This is a genomic window from Ruminococcoides intestinihominis (assembly GCF_040096285.1).
GTDB classification, from domain to species: domain Bacteria; phylum Bacillota; class Clostridia; order Oscillospirales; family Acutalibacteraceae; genus Ruminococcoides; species Ruminococcoides intestinihominis.
In genome coordinates, this window is sequence record NZ_JBBMEY010000076.1 from 1 (window position 1) to 4,416 (window position 4,416).

Below are 4,416 nucleotides of genomic sequence, written 5' to 3' on the forward strand. Positions count from 1 at the left end.
AGTTTTACGGCTTTTCCTGCATAAGTGATTTTAGGTCGCAGGGCATAGGTTATCTGTGATTTCAAAAAGCTGTACGGCTTCTTTCCGTCAAAGGTTTTCTGCGACATGAACCAAGTGAGAGCAACGGGAATACCAAAGTATTTGAGAAATGCTCCCTCAATCATGGAAAGTGGGGGAATATCCCCAAACAGAATGATGATAAATTCCGTAATCACAAACCATGTAATCTGTGTAAAAGTAACGGGAAAGGGTAAGTTAAAGTCATTGATTGCATACAAGACTTTTTCCACGTTCCAGATACCCGTGTAGCTTTTAATTTTTTTCAAGTTCTTTCAGCTCCTTTCAAAATAGAAAAGGACAGCCATTTTCAGACTGTCCCTTAAAGAGAAATACGCTGTCAGTAGCAACCATGCTTGTCGCTGATCTTCCAGCGTTAATATGGTATCTCGCACATACCTCGGCTTGTTTCAATAAAGCAACCGCCCATATCCAAATCCCGCCCGTAGGCTTCATAGTCAATGTAGTTCTGTAAGCTGGGTGGAATGTCGCCAAGTGCCTGCAATTCGTCTATGTAGTAGTAGGCAACGTCTGTCATGGTTTCACAGTCGGGATAATAATAAATATCGTCCTTGTGTTCCACGACTTCTTCCAGCGACCCGTAGTGGCTGATAAATTCGTCCAGACACTCTACGATATAGTCGGGAAGTTCCTCTATCATTTCATACATTTCATTGAGTTCTTCAATGGAAACATACTCGCCAATCGCAATCGGGAAGTTGTCGGTATCATGGATAGCGTATTCCTCATACTGTTCATTCAAGCCGATTTTTTCTTTTACATCTTCCTCGTCAATAGGAAATGTGAACCAAGCACCCACTAAATAGCCCTCATTGTATTTACCAAGATTAGCAATATAAACCGCCATATCATCAATCATAAGCACCACCTCATTTCCTACTCTGGCAGTTCAAAGATACCGTGTTCTGTTACTAAAAATTTCCCGTGTTCCTGCAAGTGAGAAGCGTAAGCTTCAAAGTCAAAGTAATATTCTTGACAGTCCTCGGACAGATGTTTGAATGTCGGGTCGTTCATCAGCTTTTGCCTTGCAACGTCAATCATGCTTTTACAGTCGGAATAAACGGTAATCACGTTCCTGCAAATATAAAGTGCTTCTAAGTTCTCATACACAGTAAGAAGTGCTGTATATTCTTCCTGCATATCACTTGAAAGCTGGCGGTACATAAACTCTAATTCGTTGAGCTGGTACACGCTTGTATGTTCGTGGACTTCATCAGCATAAGGCAACACCTTTTCGATAATGCGGTAATCCCCACTTTCTGCACCGACACCTAGCTTTTCTTCAAACTCGGCAACATCTATCGGCAAGTCGAACCAGTATGATATTGTTTCTTCGCCAGTTGTTCCTTTCGTTTCCACCAGCACCCTTGTTTCCTGCATTGTTCCTCACGTCCTTTCTGTTGTTTCATCACATCTTTTAAGGTCTGGTACGACATACCAAACACATACTTTGTAAAATCTTCTAACTGTTTTTCTTCATAATAGGCAGGGTTCAGCCGTTTCATTTCATGCCACACCTTACGCTTGTAAGAGGGCAGGTCGGAAAGATAATCACAGCCGACGTTTACCTGCATATCCTTAAAAATATCGTTCATTTCATCACTCCAATCTGAAATTTTGGTAAGAAAAAAGCAGTCAATCCTAAGACTAACTGCTTTGTGTATATGGATATAATTTGATTAAGTTTTAAAACCAGTTTGTTTTTTCATCTCTAAATTGAGGGTTATCGCTGTGCTGATATGGATTGTAGTTATTCAGATTGCAACCATATTCTTTTAATGATTTGATTTTGTTATCTTCTGTCCATTCAATTAAGGAAATACCGTCAAATTCTTCAACATTTCCCGTATTCATTTCATTTTTAAAATACCATTCTACGACAGTTTGATTTTCTTTATGAAAGAACTGTTTAATATCCCAAATAATGACTTTACCACGGGTATTCCATTCATTAAACCAATGTTTTACTGTTTTTAGATTTTCATATTTAGGACACCAGCTTTCCGTATAAACAACATCTTCTGTAAAAATTTTATCCATTCCTAAATCTTGCTGTTTCAGCCACATATCAAACCATAAACGAATGATTTTTTCTCTCTCACTCATAATAGAACACCTCAATCCCTAAGACTAAATGCTTTGTGTATGGATATGAAATCGTAAAACTGAAATTTTGCGATTACCTATTCAAATAATATTTATCAGTTTTTGTTCTAATTAAAATCTTATCTTTTACCAATTTGTCATTTAATTTTGAAAAAGCATTAGGATTAAATACACCTATTTCTTCTAATGTTTTTGCAGTTTCTTCTGATATTGCACCATTTTGTTCTAGTTTCTTTAAAATTATTCTTTTTCTCATCAATAATGCTGGTGATCCAAACATATTTCTCATCTCACTTTCAAATTCTAATTCGTCACTTTCTTCATATCCATATCATAACATTATCATATCAGCACTGCAATAAAATTTTATGCACCGATAATCTTATTGAACAGTTCTAACAGTACATCTTTCACACCGCCAGCATTGAATACTAAGCCGACAGCAATCAAGGCAACTACCAAGAAGCCGATAAGTTTGGAAAACTCACGCTTGAACCCTAAGTAGATACCGATAACCACAATCGCCATAAGCACTAAGCTCTGTGCGTTTGATAAAAACCATTGATACAAATTTTGTCCGAAATTCATTTAATTGTCCTCGCTTTCTTCTAATTGTTTCATTTCACGGTCAGCTTCTTTGCCAACATTCAAAATACACATCAAGACTACGCCGATACCCATTCCCATAGATACCAGCAGGAAGTCTTTTACTAATTCCCACATTTTTTATCACTCCTAACTTTCCACCAAATCTTTTGCAGGGGTCGTCTGCTGTTTGATTATCATTTCATGCTTTTCTGTGAGTTTTGCCTGCTGTTCGATTGTTTCCATGTAGTCTGTACCGTTTCCCTTATCAATCTTTTTCAGCATTTTCAAGGTCGGTGCTACCTGCCTTTGTACCCACCGTAATGTACGGTCTAAGGTATAAGGTTCTGGTTTTGTCGTTAGCTTTAAGCTCTGTCTGTTATCGCCGATAAACCAAGCCCAGCGGTCATTGAGCTTCCAGTCATTTTTCCGCTTGTCTGGTTCTTCATCAACAAACCGCACATACTGATTGATGATAGAAAAGGCGGTCTGTTCTGCGTCATAATAGGTCAGCAAATCTCGTACTGCATAATAGGCACGTTCATTGCGAAGCCGTATCTCAAAGCGGTTGATAATATCGGCTTCATTAAGCGGTGTCCCCAGCTTGACGTACTGCTCATAGTCTTTTTCATAGATACAGAAATACACATCTGATTTCAGCGAACCAAGATAAAGGGTGCGTCCCATATATTCTCTGTCGTCCTCTCTATGCTTGATAAGCTCGCCCGACTGATAAAACTTATAGCTTCTGGACTTTCCGATATATTCCCGTTTCCTGCATTTTTCCGCAAGCTCTGGAATATCCAAAATGCCCGTATGGTCGTTGATAGCAAGGTCGATACGCTTCATCACACCACCGTCTATGAGTGCATCCATAAGAAAGTCATACCAGCTTCTTTGCTGTGCCAGCAGGTAACTTTCAAACTGCCTGCACCCACGCCCCTTTAACTCTAAAAGGACACCTTTTTCTTCGTCAGCCGACGTATAGGTAAAGATGTCCCCTAAAGAGTAATGCTCCGTATAACTGTAATGTCCGTAATCTTCATGGAGCATATAGTTGATATTCAGTTTTAATATATCTTTGATGATGTGCTGTATATCAAGCGTGGGAAAACGAATTTTCACATAATCAAACAGCATGGTAAGCGGTGCTTCTGGATTGAACCTTGCCAGTTCCCTATGCAAAGTTTCCAGAAGTTCCTTTGACGGCTTCATTTTTCCGCTTTCTATCTTGTTGAGATATTCCCTTGTGATACCAGAAGCCACCGCCAGCCTGCCTTGTGAGATACCGTAAGCAATCCGTTTCTCCCGTAATTCTTTTATCCATTGTTCTTCATTCAGAACCATACCCCCAATCTGTAAAGTGTGAAGTTTTTTAAGGCGACTTCACAACTGATTTTTACTAGGAAACCATGCCAGAAGCCTTATGTTTCCTATGTTTTTTGTCTATTGTCTATTTGCAAACGTACCCCTCTGTTAGATACCGAGGGGTTTTACCTGCTGGCGTGGCTAACGCCACACCAGCAACGGCTAGTCCGTGCCGTCGCCTTTCGCTTCGCACGTCGCCGTCCCGTCCTGCCTTGCTTGTGCAAGAGAGCCGATAGTCTGCAAAAAATCATGTCCTTTCGGGACTAAAGGCGTGTAAAA

9 protein-coding genes are annotated in these 4,416 nt (G+C 39.8%); all 9 read right to left on the reverse strand.

Translation table 11 applies throughout. The annotated features are described in order from the left end of the window. A partial coding sequence (locus WMO18_RS10525) for a conjugal transfer protein (protein WP_367286588.1) occupies nt 1-326 on the reverse strand: 326 nt, incomplete at its 3' end. 107 nt (nt 327-433) lie between these two features. Next, the gene (locus tag WMO18_RS10530) at nt 434-937 is read right to left on the reverse strand and encodes an antirestriction protein ArdA (RefSeq protein WP_067536062.1); all 504 of its coding nucleotides are present in this window, start codon (nt 935-937) and stop codon (nt 434-436) included. Nucleotides 938-954: 17 nt separating this feature from the next. After that, nucleotides 955-1,458, reverse strand: a complete 504-nt coding sequence (locus WMO18_RS10535) for an antirestriction protein ArdA (protein ID WP_367286589.1) — start codon at nt 1,456-1,458, stop codon at nt 955-957. After that, entirely contained in the window at nt 1,377-1,673 is a 297-nt protein-coding gene (locus WMO18_RS10540) for a conjugal transfer protein (protein ID WP_367286590.1), read from the reverse strand. The genes WMO18_RS10535 and WMO18_RS10540 overlap by 82 nt, the downstream gene beginning before the upstream one ends. A gap of 91 nt (nt 1,674-1,764) precedes the next feature. Continuing rightward, nucleotides 1,765-2,184: a nuclear transport factor 2 family protein gene (locus WMO18_RS10545; protein WP_161144065.1), complete on the reverse strand. Its 420-nt coding sequence runs from the start codon at nt 2,182-2,184 to the stop codon at nt 1,765-1,767. Nucleotides 2,185-2,257: 73 nt separating this feature from the next. Next, nucleotides 2,258-2,473: a hypothetical protein gene (locus tag WMO18_RS10550; RefSeq protein ID WP_271720576.1), complete on the reverse strand. Its 216-nt coding sequence runs from the start codon at nt 2,471-2,473 to the stop codon at nt 2,258-2,260. Nucleotides 2,474-2,550: 77 nt separating this feature from the next. Next, entirely contained in the window at nt 2,551-2,772 is a 222-nt protein-coding gene (locus WMO18_RS10555; protein WP_002323342.1) for a hypothetical protein, read from the reverse strand. Beyond that, nucleotides 2,773-2,907, reverse strand: a complete 135-nt coding sequence (locus tag WMO18_RS10560) for a DUF3789 domain-containing protein (RefSeq protein ID WP_227194408.1) — start codon at nt 2,905-2,907, stop codon at nt 2,773-2,775. It lies immediately after the preceding gene. Nucleotides 2,908-2,919: 12 nt separating this feature from the next. Beyond that, nucleotides 2,920-4,116: a MobT family relaxase gene (mobT, locus tag WMO18_RS10565; protein ID WP_367286591.1), complete on the reverse strand. Its 1,197-nt coding sequence runs from the start codon at nt 4,114-4,116 to the stop codon at nt 2,920-2,922. Nucleotides 4,117-4,416: the final 300 nt, after the last annotated feature.

Bases quoted from the DNA above. Each gene is read 5' to 3' on its own strand.
- WMO18_RS10560 (WP_227194408.1), bottom strand. From the start codon at position 2,907: ATGTGGGAATTAGTAAAAGACTTCCTGCTGGTATCTATGGGAATGGGT.
- WMO18_RS10530 (WP_067536062.1), bottom strand. From the start codon at position 937: ATGATTGATGATATGGCGGTTTATATTGCTAATCTTGGTAAATACAAT.
- WMO18_RS10545 (WP_161144065.1), bottom strand. From the start codon at position 2,184: ATGAGTGAGAGAGAAAAAATCATTCGTTTATGGTTTGATATGTGGCTG.
- WMO18_RS10550 (WP_271720576.1), bottom strand. From the start codon at position 2,473: ATGAGAAATATGTTTGGATCACCAGCATTATTGATGAGAAAAAGAATA.
- WMO18_RS10555 (WP_002323342.1), bottom strand. From the start codon at position 2,772: ATGAATTTCGGACAAAATTTGTATCAATGGTTTTTATCAAACGCACAG.
- WMO18_RS10540 (WP_367286590.1), bottom strand. From the start codon at position 1,673: ATGAACGATATTTTTAAGGATATGCAGGTAAACGTCGGCTGTGATTAT.
- mobT (WP_367286591.1), bottom strand. From the start codon at position 4,116: ATGGTTCTGAATGAAGAACAATGGATAAAAGAATTACGGGAGAAACGG.
- WMO18_RS10535 (WP_367286589.1), bottom strand. From the start codon at position 1,458: ATGCAGGAAACAAGGGTGCTGGTGGAAACGAAAGGAACAACTGGCGAA.